At 65.2% G+C, this 12813-nt stretch carries 13 protein-coding genes; 4 read left to right on the forward strand and 9 right to left on the reverse strand.

Going from position 1 to position 12813, the window contains the following annotated elements; all coding sequences use genetic code 11:
* Positions 1-93 precede the first annotated feature (93 nt).
* Positions 94-528: a YhcB family protein gene (locus IB229_RS05470; protein WP_192325732.1), complete on the forward strand. Its 435-nt coding sequence runs from the start codon at positions 94-96 to the stop codon at positions 526-528.
* A 264-nt stretch (positions 529-792) separates the two neighbouring features.
* Here IB229_RS05470 and cysN read toward each other — a convergent pair whose 3' ends face one another.
* From cysN to IB229_RS05485, 3 genes are all read right to left on the reverse strand, one after another.
* Positions 793-2691, reverse strand: a complete 1899-nt coding sequence (gene cysN, locus IB229_RS05475) for a sulfate adenylyltransferase subunit CysN (protein ID WP_192325734.1) — start codon at positions 2689-2691, stop codon at positions 793-795.
* A gap of 1 nt (position 2692) precedes the next feature.
* Complete coding sequence (cysD, locus tag IB229_RS05480; protein ID WP_192325736.1) at positions 2693-3610, reverse strand: sulfate adenylyltransferase subunit CysD; 918 nt, start codon at positions 3608-3610, stop codon at positions 2693-2695.
* A gap of 132 nt (positions 3611-3742) precedes the next feature.
* Positions 3743-4501, reverse strand: a complete 759-nt coding sequence (locus IB229_RS05485) for a Nif3-like dinuclear metal center hexameric protein (protein ID WP_192325738.1) — start codon at positions 4499-4501, stop codon at positions 3743-3745.
* A 178-nt stretch (positions 4502-4679) separates the two neighbouring features.
* Here IB229_RS05485 and algW point away from each other — a divergent pair, with 178 nt between their 5' ends.
* A complete protein-coding gene (gene algW / locus IB229_RS05490; RefSeq protein WP_192325740.1) occupies positions 4680-5840 on the forward strand; it encodes a Do family serine endopeptidase AlgW in 1161 nt (386 codons plus the stop codon).
* 49 nt (positions 5841-5889) lie between these two features.
* On the opposite strand, the gene IB229_RS05495 is transcribed toward algW, so the two are convergent.
* Entirely contained in the window at positions 5890-6252 is a 363-nt protein-coding gene (locus IB229_RS05495) for an antibiotic biosynthesis monooxygenase (protein WP_192325741.1), read from the reverse strand.
* Between the two features lie 89 nt (positions 6253-6341).
* Here IB229_RS05495 and soxR point away from each other — a divergent pair, with 89 nt between their 5' ends.
* Positions 6342-6827, forward strand: coding sequence for a redox-sensitive transcriptional activator SoxR (soxR, locus tag IB229_RS05500; protein ID WP_192325743.1), 486 nt, complete (start codon positions 6342-6344; stop codon positions 6825-6827).
* A 3-nt stretch (positions 6828-6830) separates the two neighbouring features.
* On the opposite strand, the gene IB229_RS05505 is transcribed toward soxR, so the two are convergent.
* The 5 genes from IB229_RS05505 to IB229_RS05525 form a co-directional block, all read right to left on the reverse strand.
* The gene (locus tag IB229_RS05505) at positions 6831-7715 is read right to left on the reverse strand and encodes a ChaN family lipoprotein (protein ID WP_192325745.1); all 885 of its coding nucleotides are present in this window, start codon (positions 7713-7715) and stop codon (positions 6831-6833) included.
* A 43-nt stretch (positions 7716-7758) separates the two neighbouring features.
* The gene (locus IB229_RS05510; protein WP_192329274.1) at positions 7759-8526 is read right to left on the reverse strand and encodes a heme ABC transporter ATP-binding protein; all 768 of its coding nucleotides are present in this window, start codon (positions 8524-8526) and stop codon (positions 7759-7761) included.
* A gap of 17 nt (positions 8527-8543) precedes the next feature.
* On the reverse strand, positions 8544-9584 hold the full coding sequence (locus IB229_RS05515; RefSeq protein WP_192325747.1) for a FecCD family ABC transporter permease: 1041 nt from the start codon (positions 9582-9584) through the stop codon (positions 8544-8546).
* Entirely contained in the window at positions 9581-10480 is a 900-nt protein-coding gene (locus tag IB229_RS05520) for a heme/hemin ABC transporter substrate-binding protein (protein ID WP_192325749.1), read from the reverse strand. Before IB229_RS05520 ends, IB229_RS05515 begins: the two co-directional genes overlap by 4 nt.
* 74 nt (positions 10481-10554) lie before the next feature.
* The gene (locus IB229_RS05525) at positions 10555-11622 is read right to left on the reverse strand and encodes a hemin-degrading factor (RefSeq protein WP_192325751.1); all 1068 of its coding nucleotides are present in this window, start codon (positions 11620-11622) and stop codon (positions 10555-10557) included.
* Between the two features lie 222 nt (positions 11623-11844).
* Here IB229_RS05525 and IB229_RS21835 point away from each other — a divergent pair, with 222 nt between their 5' ends.
* The gene (locus tag IB229_RS21835) at positions 11845-12753 is read left to right on the forward strand and encodes a TonB-dependent receptor plug domain-containing protein (protein WP_225578916.1); all 909 of its coding nucleotides are present in this window, start codon (positions 11845-11847) and stop codon (positions 12751-12753) included.
* Positions 12754-12813: the final 60 nt, after the last annotated feature.

Here is a 12813-nt window from a genome sequence, read left to right on the forward strand (position 1 = left end):
GTTAAGCACAACGCACAACACGCCTTATGTGCGGTATACAGCTCGGGTTAGAGCCGTTACCGTAAAGCAAAGCCGTTTAGAGAGGAAGGACTCGTGGAACAGACGATAACGCCCTGGTTGCTCACCGCCATCGCCCTGCTGGCCGGTGTTGCCATCGGCTTTGTACTGGCGCGCCTGCTGCCCAATGCCGCACCCAATCGCACCCAGCGCCAGCTCGACGATATGCAGCAGCGCTTCGATTCCTACCAGAGCGAAGTGGTGACCCATTTCAACACAACCGCCAGCCTGGTGAAGAAACTCACCCAGAGCTACCAGGAAGTGCAGGAACACCTGTCCGATGGCGCCAACCGCCTGGCCCTCGACGAACTCACGCGCCAGCGCCTGCTCGCCGCCCTGCACGTCGATGACGGCAGCGAGAAACGCGAACGCCTGACTCCGCCGAAGAACAACGAAATGCCCAAGGACTACGCGCCGAAAGCCGCCGACGCACCGGGCACGCTGGACGAGACCTTCGGCCTCAAGCGCTGATTGTCCGCTGCATGAAAGAGCCCCGCCGATGCGGGGCTTTTTATTGCCCGGCCACATCACAGAGCAGAACCTGGCACGCACAAAAAAGCCCCGCTTGGGCGGGGCTTTCGACTAGTACAGCCTAGAACCTGTTTCGGGTCTTTTGAGCTAGAGCCAGGCAAGGCGAAATCGGGCGAGGACGCGCAGTTTACGAGGTGTAAATGAGCAGTCCGAGCCCGATTTCAACGCAGCAGGGCCGACGATCAAGAGATCCGAGACAGGTTCTTAGATCGCGCCGCGGCTACGCAGCGTATCCAGCACCAGCTTCACGCCCTCTTCCACCGACACGCTCTGGGTGTCGATCACCAGATCGGCATTCAGCGGGATGTCGTACGGGAAGGACTCACCGGGAATGTTGTCGCCAGCGGCGGCATACAGGCCCTGCGGGTCACGCTCGGCGCAGACCTGCGGCGAAGCCTGGACGTAGACGGTGATCAGGCGATCGTTGCCGATCAGCGCCTTGGCCTGCTCGCGGCCTTCGGCATCCGGGGCGACGAACGCGGCCAGGGTCAGCAGGCCGGCTTCGTTGAACTGACGCGCCACGTGGGCGGCACGGCGCCAGTTCTCGGTACGCCCGGCACGATCCTGCGGCAGGCCCTTGTTCAGGTCGTGACGCAGGTTCTGGCCATCCAGCACATACACGGCACGGCCCATGTCGAACAGCTTGCGTTCGACGGCGTAGGCCAGGGTGCTCTTGCCGGCGCCGGACAGGCCGCTGAACAGCACGGTGGCCGGTTGCTGGCCGAAGCGCACGGCACGCTCTTCGGTCGACACATGGGCCAGCTCGCCGTGATGAGTGCTACCGCCAGCGCCAACAGGCTCGGCGATGATCATGCCGGCGCCGACAGTGCCGTTGGTCAGGCGATCGATGACGATGAAGGCACCGGTGGTGCGGTTGTGCGCGTAGCCGTCGAGGGCAATCGGCGCATCCAGGGCGACCTTGACCTTGCCGATCTCGTTGAGCTGCAGGCTGCTCGCGGCGCCCTCTTCCAGGGTGTTCACATCGACGCGATGGGCGATGCTGGCAATCGAGCCCGGCACGTAGCTGGTGGCGCGTTTGATGTCGTATTTCTTGCCCGGCAGCATCGGCTCCTCAGCCATCCACACCAGCATGGCGTCGAAGCTGTCGACCACCTGCGGACGGTTGTCGGCATGCACCAGCATGTCGCCGCGGGAGACGTCGATCTCGTCTTCCAGGGTCAGGGTAATCGCCTGGCCCGGACCGGCCTGCTCCAGCTCACCTTCGAAGGTGACGATGGACTTGACCTTGCTGCCCTTGCCCGACGGCAGGGCGATGATTTCGTCGCCCTTGCGCACGATGCCGCTGGCCAGGGTGCCGGCGAAGCCGCGGAAGTTCAGGTTCGGCCGGTTGACGTACTGCACCGGGAAACGCAGGTCGGCGAAGTTGCGGTCGCCAGCGACTTCCACGGTCTCGAGGATTTCCATCAGCGACTGGCCGGTGTACCAGGGCGACTGCTCGCTCTTGTTCACCACGTTGTCGCCCTTCAGGGCCGACATCGGCACGAAGTGCATCGAACTTGGCTTGAAGGCAATGCCTTCAACGAACGCCAGGTAATCGCTCTTGATCTGCTCGAACACGCCCTGATCGAAGCCCTTGAGGTCCATCTTGTTGACGGCGATGACGATGTGCTTGATGCCTAGCAGCGACGCAATGAAGCTGTGGCGCTTGGTCTGGGTCTGCACGCCGTAACGGGCGTCGATCAGGATGATCGCCAGGTCGCAGTTGGACGCGCCGGTCGCCATGTTGCGGGTGTACTGCTCATGGCCGGGGGTGTCGGCGATGATGAACTTGCGCTTGGTGGTGCTGAAGTAGCGGTACGCCACGTCGATGGTGATGCCTTGCTCGCGCTCGGCCTGCAGACCATCGACCAGCAGCGCCAGGTCGATGTCTTCACCGGTGGTGCCGACTTTCTTCGAATCTTTGGTGATGGCATCCAGATGGTCTTCATAGATCATCTTGGAGTCATGCAGCAGGCGGCCGATCAGGGTGCTCTTGCCGTCGTCGACGTTGCCGCACGTCAGGAAACGCAGCAGCTCTTTACGTTCGTGCTGGGCCAGGTAGGCGAGGATGTCCTCGCTGATCAGTTCGGATTGGTGCGACATATTAAAAGTACCCCTGACGTTTCTTCTCTTCCATCGAACCGGAAGAGTCATGGTCGATGACTCGGCCTTGGCGCTCAGAGGTTTTGGCCAACAGCATTTCCTGAATGATTTCCGGCAGGGTGCTGGCGGTGGACTTTACGGCGCCAGTCAGCGGGTAGCAGCCCAGGGTACGGAAGCGCACCATCTTCTTGTGGATGCTGGCTTTCTGCTCAGGGGTGAGGTGTTCGAGGATGCGCTCGTCGTCGATCATGATCAGCGCGCCGTTCATCTCGATTACTTCGCGCTCTTCGGCGAAGTACAGCGGCACGATCGGGATCTGCTCCAGATAGATGTACTGCCAGATATCCAGCTCGGTCCAGTTGGACAGCGGGAAGACGCGGATCGACTCGCCCTTCTTGACGTTGCCGTTGTACACGTTCCACAGCTCGGGACGCTGGTTCTTCGGGTCCCAGCGGTGCTTGCTGTCGCGGAAGGAATACACGCGCTCTTTGGCACGCGACTTCTCTTCGTCGCGGCGTGCGCCACCGAAGGCGGCGTCGAAGCCGTACTTATCCAGCGCCTGCTTGAGGCCCTCGGTCTTCATCACGTCAGTGTGCTTGGCGCTGCCGTAGGTGAAGGGGTTCATGTCCTGCGCCACGCCATCGGGATTGGTGTGGGTGATCAGGTCCAGGCCATATTCTTTGACCATCTTCTCGCGGAAGCTGTACATCTCCTGGAATTTCCAGCGCGTGTCCACGTGCATGACCGGGAACGGCAGCTTGCCGGGGAAGAACGCCTTGCGCGCCAGGTGCAGCATCACGGCGGAATCTTTACCGATGGAATACAGCATCACCGGGTTGTCGAACTCGGCGGCCACTTCACGAATGATGTGGATACTCTCCGCCTCGAGCTGTTTCAGGTGCGTCAGTTTGTCGAGCATGGCTTATCACAGATCTGGGAATGAACGGCCGGCGGGCCGTGGACGAGCGCGCACTCTAGCACAGCACCCTATTCTATTCAGGCAGCCTTTTAGATCGAAACGATCTAGCTTTATACCCGTGTTTTCAGCGTTTCAAATCGGGTTCGGGCAGTCGATGAACAGGTGTTCAAGGGCAAAACGGCGTGCCAGGTAATCGCCCAGCGCCTGCACGCCGTAACGCTCGGTGGCGTGGTGGCCGGCGGCGATGAAACTGATGCCGTTCTCCCGCGCGCTGTGGAACGTCTGCTCCGAGGCCTCGCCTGTCAGGTACAGATCGACACCCGCGGCAATCGCCTGGTCGATGTAGCCCTGGCCGCCACCGCTGCACCAGCCGATTTTCTGCACCAGCCCCTCGCCCTCCACCAGCAACGGCTCACGGCCAAGCACGTGCTGCACACGGCGGGCAAAGTCGCGCGGGCTCATCGGCTCGGCCAGCGAGCCGAGCAGGCCAACGGTGCGCGGGTTGTCCGGATCCAGCGGGCCTTCGACGATGATCTCCAGCTGCCGCGCCAGCTGCACGTTGTTGCCCACCTCGGGGTGCACATCGAGCGGCAGGTGATAGGCCAGCAAGCTGATGTCGTTGCTCAGCAGCGCCTTCAAGCGGCGCTGCTTCATCCCGGTGATGCGCGCGTCCTCGCCCTTCCAGAAGTAGCCGTGGTGCACCAGCAGCACATCGGCCTCGGCCACCACCGCGGCATCCACCAGCGCCTGGCTGGCGGTCACGCCGCTGACGATACGGCGCACCTGCGGCCGACCTTCGACCTGCAGGCCGTTGGGGCAGTAGTCGTTGATCCGCGCGGCATTGAGAAAGCGCTCGGCTTCCTCGACCAGGGTGCTGAGGGCGATGGCCATGGGGATTCCTCACAAGGCGGTGCAGGTGTTCCAGGCGGTAATGGCAGCGGGCCGACGCCTGACGCAAACGCACATAAACAGCTGCTCGGAGGCGCTGCTTTCTTGCCCGGCGCCCCTCTATAATGCCGCCACCTTAAGGGCCGCCCTGCGCCCTCGCAACCCTCAGGATTCACCATCGATGTTCAAGGCCCTGCGTTTCTTCGGCTGGCCCCTGCTGGCCGGTCTGTTGCTGGCGATGCTGATCATTCAGCGCTACCCGCAATGGGTTGGCCTGCCCAGCCAGGATGTGCACGTGCGTCAGGTACCGCGCTACGGTGTCGCCCAGGAAGGCCCGGTGTCCTATGCCGAAGCGGTCGGTATTGCCGCGCCGGCGGTGGCCAACCTGTACACCACCAAGGTGGTCAACAAATCCGCCAACCCGCTGTTCGATGATCCGATGTTCCGCCGCTTCTTCGGCGACAACCTGCCCAAGCAGCGGCGCATGGAGTCGAGCCTCGGCTCGGCGGTGATCATGAGCCCGGAAGGCTACCTGCTGACCAACAACCACGTGACCGCCGGCGCCGACCAGATCGTAGTGGCGCTCAAGGATGGCCGCGAGACCCTGGCACGGGTGATCGGCAGCGACCCGGAGACCGACCTCGCGGTGCTCAAGATCGACATCGATAACCTGCCAGCAATCACCCTCGGCCGCTCCGACCAGATCAAGATCGGCGACGTCACCCTGGCCATCGGTAACCCGTTCGGCGTCGGCCAGACCGTGACCATGGGCATCATCAGCGCCACCGGGCGCAACCAGCTGGGCCTCAACACCTACGAAGACTTCATTCAGACCGACGCGGCGATCAACCCGGGCAACTCCGGCGGCGCACTGGTCGATGCCCACGGCAACCTGATCGGCATCAACACCGCGATCTTCTCCAAGTCCGGCGGCTCGCAGGGCATCGGCTTCGCCATCCCGGTGAAGCTGGCCACCGAGGTGATGAAGGCGATCATCGAGCACGGCCAGGTGATCCGCGGCTGGCTGGGCATCGAGGTGCAGCCGCTGACCCCGGAGCTGGCCGAATCCTTCGACCTGCAGGGCCGCGCCGGCATCCTCGTCGCCGGCATCTATCGCGACGGCCCGGCGCAGAAGGCCGGCCTGCAACCGGGCGACCTGATCCTCAACATCGCCGGCGAAACCGCCACCGACGGGCGCCGCTCAATGAACCAGGTGGCGCAGACCAAGCCGGGCGACACCATCGTCATCGAGGTGCTGCGCAACGGCGAAACCCTCAAGCTGCGCGCCGAGATCGGGGTGCGCCCGCCGCAGAGCAACAGCGTCGTCCCGCCCAAGCAGTAAGCCCCCCGTGAAGGTCGTCCGGCGCTCGCGCGGGCGACCACTCCCACTTTTATTGACCCGGCAATTGACAGTGCAGCGCGCTGTCATCGCCACGCGCCAGGCTGCTGATCGTCTGGAACGTGGAGAAGTTCGCGCCCCTGGCCTGGTGCTCACGCAGCAGGTCGACGAACGGCTCCTGATTGAAACTGGCGCAGGCCGCCTCGCACTCCTGACGTGACCGCCACTGCAGGTAATGGAGGACACGGTTACCGTCCTCACTGGCCTGCACACTGGCCGCCAGCAGGCCAGCGTGCCGCGTGGCCAGTCGCTCGCTGCGCAGCGCCAGCGCATCGACCAAAGCCTTTTGCCAGGCTGGCTGAACGTCGAACTCGATCAGTTGGGTAAACCACAGCTGGCTTGCGGGCGTCGCCATGCAGACTCTCCTTCTATTAAACCGTGCACTTGTGGTGCGATGGCAGGCACGGTAAAACCTCGAGTTAACTCGAGGTCAAGGCGTTTCTCATGAAAGCGAAGAATGGTGCGCAACCCGCGCTCAGCGTCGGCCAACTGGCACAGCGCAGCGGCGTCGCCGTGACCGCCCTGCACTTTTACGAAAGCAAGGGCCTGATCCACAGCAGCCGCAATGCGGGCAACCAACGGCGTTATGCCCGCGACATGCTGCGCCGGGTGGCGGTGATCAAGATCGCCCAGCGCCTGGGCATCCCGCTGGCCACCATTCACCTCGCCCTGCAACGCCTGCCCACCGACCGCGCGCCCACCGCGGCCGACTGGCGCCAGTTATCAGAGCAATGGCGGGACGACCTCACTCAGCGCATCGAGAAGCTCACCGCCCTGCGCGACCAACTCGATGGCTGCATCGGCTGCGGCTGCCTGTCGATGGAGAGCTGCCCGCTACGCAATCAGCATGATCAGCTGGCGGCGCAGGGGCCGGGCGCGCAGTTGCTGGAGCCCGGCAGCAGCGACGCCCAGGGGGATGCGATCGAGTAGGCGCTAGCGGCGCAATTTTGCGCAGTGATCCTGCGGCGGCAACGCTGCTGTATACCAGACGTAATCGGCACTGTCGGCCTCGACCGGCTTGCCGACTTCCGCCAGCACCAGCACGGCGGTGCCCTCGCCCGCGCCCAGGTCCGCCAGGTGCAACGGCACCCCCTGGTCCTTGCGCACATGGAAGGCACCGGCCAGCAGCACCGCTGGCTGTGGTGCGGCCAGCACACGTTCGGCCATGCGCCGATCACGCTGCTGCTGCACGGCGAGCATGGCCGGCAACTGGCTATCTGGCAGCAGGCCGCAATGCGATTCGCGGATGTCGTCGAGCAGACGTTCCTGCACCGCCGGCGCCGTAGACGCGGCACCGTCAAGCACCGGCTTCTGCATATAGATCTGCATGATTTCGGCACGCTCCAGATTGGCCGCGAGCAGCGGATACGGCTGACGCAGCGAGTAGCTCACCAGCGGCCCGTACACGGACCAGTCCCAGCCCTTCTGCCAGGCCAGCGCGCCGATCAGGTTCGCCGGTTGCCGGCCGTCGCGGCTGAGCACCTGAGCGGCATCGACCTTGGCCTGCTGCGCCGGCGTGAGCATCTCCAGCAACAGGCTGCCCTGCTCCCGCTGCGTGGTGAGGCTGCGCAACAACCAGAGCTGCAGGGCGTGGTGATCGGGGTTGTCGTGCTGTTCACCGACCAGCACCCGAGGCGCGCCGGCCAGGCGCTCGACCAACTGCTGCGGGCTGAGCAGCTCGCCGCTGCGCAGGTCGCGGATCTGCCCCAGTTCGGCATGTTCACGCCCATCCGGGCTGAGCCAGGCGGGCGGTGGCAGTAGATCAGTGGACTGACAGGCGCTCAGCAGCAGCGCACAACACAGCAAGGCAACACGCATGGGGTTCCTCATGGGCGGGCGCCGGCGCCCGCAGCAAGATCATTCAGCGCGCGACGATCAGCGGATGGTCGCGCTCGGGGTGACGCTGGATCAGCACTTCCAGGCCGAACACCGTGTGCAGCGCCGCAGCGGTGAGCACCTCGTCGGGGCTGCCGATCACATGCGGGCGGCCTTCATGCAGGAGCAGCAGGCGGTCGCAGTATCGCGCCGCCAGGTTGAGGTCATGCAGGATCACCAGCACCGCCGCGCCATGCCCAGCAAACTCGCGCACCGCACGCAAGGTGGTGTGTTGATGCAGCGGGTCGAGCATCGAGGTCGGCTCGTCGAGCAGCAGGGTCTGCCCGGCAGCACCCGGCCACAGTTGCGCCAATACCCGCGCCAGGTGCACGCGCTGGCGCTCGCCCCCGGACAACGCGGTATAGCGCCTGCCAGCAAGGTGTGAGGCATCAGCCGCCTGCAGGGCAGCAGCGACGATTTGCGCATCGCGCGCCTGGCCACTGGCGTGCGGCAAGCGGCCCATGCCGACCACCGCCTCGACCGGGAAGGCAAAGCTCAGCGTCGAACTCTGCGGCAGCACCGCCAGACGCCGCGCACGCTCCACGCCCGGCCACTCGCCGAGGTGACGCTCGCCCAGCCAGACCGTGCCCTGCGCCGGTTGCAGTTCGCCGCTCAGCACGTCGAGCAGGGTGCTCTTGCCGGCGCCGTTGGGGCCGAGCACGCCGAGCACTTCACCGGCGTGCAGCTGCAGGTCGACGCCATCCAGCACGGTGCGGGTGCCGCGCTGCACCACCAAATTCTCGGCGCGCAGCAACGAATCGTTCACAGGCGTCATCGGGTGCGCCCCCGCAGCAGCAGGTAGAGGAAGAACGGTGCACCGATCAGCGCGGTAACGATGCCGATCGGCAACTCGGCGGGCGCCAGCAGCAGGCGCGCGGCGAGGTCGGCGAACAGCAGCAGGCTGGCGCCAGCCAATGCCGAAGCCGGCAGCAGGATGCGGTGGTCGGGGCCGGCGATCAGCCGCACTAGGTGCGGCACCACCAGGCCGATGAAGCCGATCAAACCGGCGGCCGCCACCGCGGCACCAACACCGAGGGCGGTGCACAGCACCAGCTCGCGCTTCAGCCGCTCGACCTCGAAACCCAGATGGCGTGCCTCCGACTCGCCGAGCAGCAGCGCGTTCAGCGCCTTGGCCCGGCGCGGCAGCCAGCACACCACAGCCAGCGTCACCAGCAGCAGCGGCCACAGGCGTGCGTAACTCGCACCATTGAGACTGCCGAGGTTCCAGAACGTCAGGGTGCGCAGGGTGGCGTCGTCGGCCAGGTAGGTGAACAGACCGATGCAGGCGAACGCCAGGGCATTCAGGGCGATACCGGCGAGCAGCATGGTCACCACGCTGGTTTGCCCGTCACGGCTGCCGAGGCGGTAGACCAGTGCGGTCACCAGCAGGCCACCGGCGAAGGCGCAGGCGGACAACAGGTACGGTGCGATCGACTCGTTCAGGCCGCCGATTGCCGCGCCGCCAACAATGACAATCGCCGCACCGAGCGCTGCACCACTGGAGACCCCGACCAGACCGGGGTCAGCCAGCGGGTTGCGGAACAGGCCCTGCATCGCCACCCCGGACAGCGCCAGCACGGCGCCGACAGCCAGCCCGAGCAGGGTGCGCGGCAAGCGGATCTGGCCGAGGATCAGCTCGGCCTGCTCCAGCCCTTCCGGCGCCAGCGGCACGCCGGCCAGGCGCAAGGCGGCGCGCAACGTGTCGCCCAGCGGCAGGCTGACCGGGCCCAGCGCCAGCGACAGCCAGAGGGCGAGCGCGAGCAGAACGCCCAGTGCGATGAACAATGGGCGCGTATGTACAGCTGAAGTCATGGCTGGTTCTGGCTTGTCGCAGTCAGGGCAGGAGCCTGAGGATAAAAGCCTGCGGACAACTCGGCCACCCCGTCAGGCAGGCGCGGTCCCAGGCCACCGACCAGCAGGGTCGGGTCCAGTGGCAGCAGGCGCCCATCCTTGCCGGCACGGGTCATGGCCAGCGCCGGGTTCTGCTTGAGCAGCGCCTGCTTGGCCTCCTCGCCGGTCAGACGGCGATCGGCGAACACCACCACGTCCGGGTCGAGCGCGGCCAATGCCTCGGTAGAGATCGCCTTGTAGCCATCGTGCTCGGTGATGTTCCGCCCGCCCGCACGCTCGATCACCCAGGCGGCGGCAGTATCCTTGCCAGCGGCCATCGGGTTGCTGCCGGCATGACCGAGCAGCAGCAGAACGCGCGGCGCCTTGTGCGCCTTCTGCGTCTGCTCGACCCATTGCGCCTGACGTTCCAGGCGAGCGCGGTAGTCGGCAAACGTCTGCTCGGCCCGCGGCACATCGCCCAGCAGTTCGCCGATACGACGCAGGTTCTGCTCGAGCACCGGCAACTCGGCCTTGGACGGCAGCGACTCGACCTTCACACCAGCCGCCTTGACCTGCTCGATCACCGGCGGCGGGCCCATTTCTTCGGTGCCCAGCAACAGGTCCGGGCGCAACGAAAGGATGCCCTCGGCGGCCAGCTGACGCTGATAGCCGATGCTCGGCAGCGCCTTCAGCGAGGCCGGGTGCATGCTGGTGGTGTCGACGCCGACCAGCTTGCCTTCGCCACCGAGCAGGACCACCCACTCGCTCAGCGAACCGCCGGCACTGACCCAGCGTTGCGGCAGCGCATCGGCGGCCAGCGCCGCATGACTCAGGAACAGACCGGCGCACAGGCCGGCAAGGGAAACTGCAACACGCATCCTACGACTCCTTCAGGCTCAGGCAGAACGACGCCCCGTTCGTTGCGGGGCGTCGCGGGGATCGACTCGCCGGCTTACAGCGCCGCGGCGGTCTCGGCCAGGGCACGCCAGTCTTCGCGTTCCGGAATACCCGGCTTGCGTGCGCCGAACAGTTGTACCACCAGTTCACCCTCGGCATCGAAGGCTTCCCAACTGGTGATCACGCCATCGCTGCTCGGCTTGCGCACACGCCACAGCTCGGTGACGCCCGGCGTTTTCAGGTGCAGGTTGAATTCCGGGTCGAGCACGTTGAACCAGGTGTCCAGCCACTTCAGGTTCTGCACCGGTCCGCTGTGGATCTGGATGCAGTGGCGGTTGCCGACGAACACCATGATCGGAATGTCCTTCTCCCCCGCCGCTTCCAGCAGGCGTGGCAGCTCGGCGGTGTCCAGTTTCTCGGCCCATTCGCTGCCGGCCAGGCGCAGGGCCTGGGTGCGCGCGGCACCGTGCTTCTTCAGCAGGGCGAAGAAGTGGTGGGTGTCCTTCAGGGTCGACCAGCCTTCACGCAGGCTGGCGACGTCGATGTCGCCATCGGCCTTGATCGGCTCGGCCGCCGGCAGCGGCTGCAGATCGAGTTCGGCGCTCTGCTCCTCGGCACGGAAGCGCTCGACCAGCGGCGCCCAGGCGGCGACTTCGCTGCTGTCGGTGAGGAACACCTTGTGCACCGCCACGCCCTGCTTGTCGAAGATCTGGATGCTGCGTTGGGCACCACGGGCGGTTTCTTCGGCCACGGCGAACACGCTGGACCAACCACCGAGGAACAGACGCAGGTCGATGTCTGCGGAAACCACCAGGCCCATCTGCCCGTTGGCCATCACCGAGACCTCACGGTAGAAGCCCTTGCGCTCGTGTACGCAATGCTCGTTGCGGGTCAGCGCCATGATGCAGCCCAGCTCGCCCAGCGCCGGCAGCAGCGCCGACCATTCGGGGCGCAAGCGCACGGTATCGACAGCCGGGCGGCTGGCGACCAGTTCGGCCTCGCTTACGGCCAGGCGCTCGGCGGCATCACGGGCACGCAGGCGCGGCTCTTCGTTGCGCAGCACTTGCCAGGCCTGGTAGAGAGGACTGGGGATGGTGTTCAGGGAACGACTCGTGGGGGTCATGGCATTTTCCTTCGGTTCCAGATGGCTCTGCGACAGAGCACAAGCAATCGCGCCGCTCTCGATGGAAGCGGCGTGGCGTGACAGTGCAATGACGGCAATTCTACCCAAGTAAGAATAAAAGTCCAAAGCTACTGATAATGATTTGCATTTAAGATAAATTCTGAATTACCGCGCGGCCCGCCAACATTCGGCCATCAAGAGCCCAACCGCGGGAGTATCGCCATGCCCACCCCTCCTTTTGCCCTGCGTCCATGGATGGCGCTTCTGCTGCTCAGCCCTGCGCTGGCCAGCGCGCAGACCCCAAGCAGCGCCACGGAACTGGCCACCACCGAAGTCACCGGTGCAACGCTCAAGGCACCGCTGCCCACCACCACCAAGACCGACGCCGAGACCATCGACAAGCGCTTCATCCGCAGCTTCGACGATCTCGGCAAGCGCTCCGAGCCCGGCGTGAACTACAGCCGCAGCAGTGAAAGCATCAACATTCGCGGCCTGGATCGCGACCGCGTGCTGACCACCATCGACGGCATCCGCGTGCCATGGCTGACCGATGGCGCACGCAGCCAGGGGCCGACGGGGGGCGCCCAGGGCGGTCTCGATTCGATCGATTTCAACGGCCTGTCCTCGGTAGACATCGTCCGTGGGGCAAACTCCAGCACGGTCGGTTCCGGCGCGCTGGGCGGCTCGGTACAGCTGTTCACCCTCAACCCGGAAGACCTGCTGAGCGAAGGCCGGGATTTCGGCAGCCTGGTCAAGACCGACTATGACAGCGCCGACCACAGCTGGGGCCTGAACGGCGCCCTGGCCGGCCGCTACCAGGACACCTCCTGGCTGCTGCAAGCCGGCCAGCGCCAGGGCCACGAACTGGAAAGCGGTGGCAATGCGAACACCTACGGGGTCTCCCGCACCGAAGCCAATCCGGCCGACACCGAGCAGCAGAGCCTGCTGATCAAGCTGCAGCAACGCTTCGAGGGTGGCCACAAAGTCGGTTTCACCGGCGAACTGTTCGAGCGTGAAAACGACATCGACAGCCGTGCCAGCCAGGGCAGCAACTACCTGATCGGCGCAAATGGCACCGAAGAACACAACAAGCGCCAGCGCCTGTCCGTGGACTACGCCTTCCGCGCCTAAGACAGCAACGGCCTGATCGACAGCGCCAACGCCATCGCCTACTGGCAGAAGCTGCGCCGC

The sequence above is a fragment of the Pseudomonas sp. PDM14 genome, assembly GCF_014851905.1.
In the GTDB taxonomy this organism is placed as follows: Bacteria; Pseudomonadota; Gammaproteobacteria; order Pseudomonadales; family Pseudomonadaceae; genus Aquipseudomonas.

Excerpts from the sequence above, each read along its gene's own strand:
- cysD (WP_192325736.1), bottom strand. The coding sequence starts at position 3,610 with ATGCTCGACAAACTGACGCACCTGAAACAGCTCGAGGCGGAGAGTATC.
- algW (WP_192325740.1), top strand. The coding sequence starts at position 4,680 with ATGTTCAAGGCCCTGCGTTTCTTCGGCTGGCCCCTGCTGGCCGGTCTG.
- IB229_RS05520 (WP_192325749.1), bottom strand. The coding sequence starts at position 10,480 with ATGCGTGTTGCAGTTTCCCTTGCCGGCCTGTGCGCCGGTCTGTTCCTG.
- IB229_RS21835 (WP_225578916.1), top strand. The coding sequence starts at position 11,845 with ATGCCCACCCCTCCTTTTGCCCTGCGTCCATGGATGGCGCTTCTGCTG.
- IB229_RS05525 (WP_192325751.1), bottom strand. The coding sequence starts at position 11,622 with ATGACCCCCACGAGTCGTTCCCTGAACACCATCCCCAGTCCTCTCTAC.
- soxR (WP_192325743.1), top strand. The coding sequence starts at position 6,342 with ATGAAAGCGAAGAATGGTGCGCAACCCGCGCTCAGCGTCGGCCAACTG.
- cysN (WP_192325734.1), bottom strand. The coding sequence starts at position 2,691 with ATGTCGCACCAATCCGAACTGATCAGCGAGGACATCCTCGCCTACCTG.
- IB229_RS05485 (WP_192325738.1), bottom strand. The coding sequence starts at position 4,501 with ATGGCCATCGCCCTCAGCACCCTGGTCGAGGAAGCCGAGCGCTTTCTC.
- IB229_RS05515 (WP_192325747.1), bottom strand. The coding sequence starts at position 9,584 with ATGACTTCAGCTGTACATACGCGCCCATTGTTCATCGCACTGGGCGTT.
- IB229_RS05505 (WP_192325745.1), bottom strand. The coding sequence starts at position 7,715 with ATGCGTGTTGCCTTGCTGTGTTGTGCGCTGCTGCTGAGCGCCTGTCAG.
- IB229_RS05495 (WP_192325741.1), bottom strand. The coding sequence starts at position 6,252 with ATGGCGACGCCCGCAAGCCAGCTGTGGTTTACCCAACTGATCGAGTTC.